The sequence below is a fragment of the Ideonella sp. P3_A4 genome, from assembly GCF_056403075.1.
The window spans coordinates 1-547 of record NZ_JBFUGE010001366.1 but is presented as its reverse complement, the minus strand read 5'-3'; the positions used below and the strand labels follow the sequence as shown (position 1 = coordinate 547).

At 68.0% G+C, this 547-nt stretch carries 1 protein-coding gene; it reads right to left on the bottom strand.

What is annotated here, in order from left to right; all coding sequences use genetic code 11:
* The coding region (gene lpxK / locus AC1DYI_RS38035) for a tetraacyldisaccharide 4'-kinase (RefSeq protein WP_477209214.1) at positions 1–547 on the bottom strand (547 nt) is incomplete at both ends.

Below are 547 nucleotides of genomic sequence, written 5' to 3'. Positions count from 1 at the left end.
CGGCTGGGGCGCGTTGTACAGCACCACCATGTGCGGTGGCAGGGACCGCGGCAGCGGTTGCCGCAACGGGCCTGCAGGCAGAGTCAGACCATTGCCGGCACCTCGCCCATCGAACACCACCACCTCGACGTCACGTGGCAGGCGGTGATGCTGCAGTCCGTCGTCCGACAGCAGGATGTCGACCTCGGGATGCTTAGCCAGCAGTGCCTGCGCGGCGGCCACACGATCACGGCCCACCACCAACGGGACGCCGGTGCGGCGGTGAATCAACAGCGGCTCGTCACCCACCTGGTGCGCGTTCGAGTTGCCGTCCACATCAACAACGGCTTGATCGTCATCCCTGCCATAGCCGCGCGAGACCACACCGGGTTGCCAGCCTTGTTGCCGTAGCCAGCCGATCAGCGCGATCACAGTGGGTGTCTTGCCGGCGCCGCCGACCACCAGGTTGCCAACCACGATGACGGGGCGGCCCAAGGTGACGGGGGCCGTTCGGCGTTGCCAGCGACGATGGAGTGCGGCCAGCCCGGCATACAAGGCGGCCAGCGGC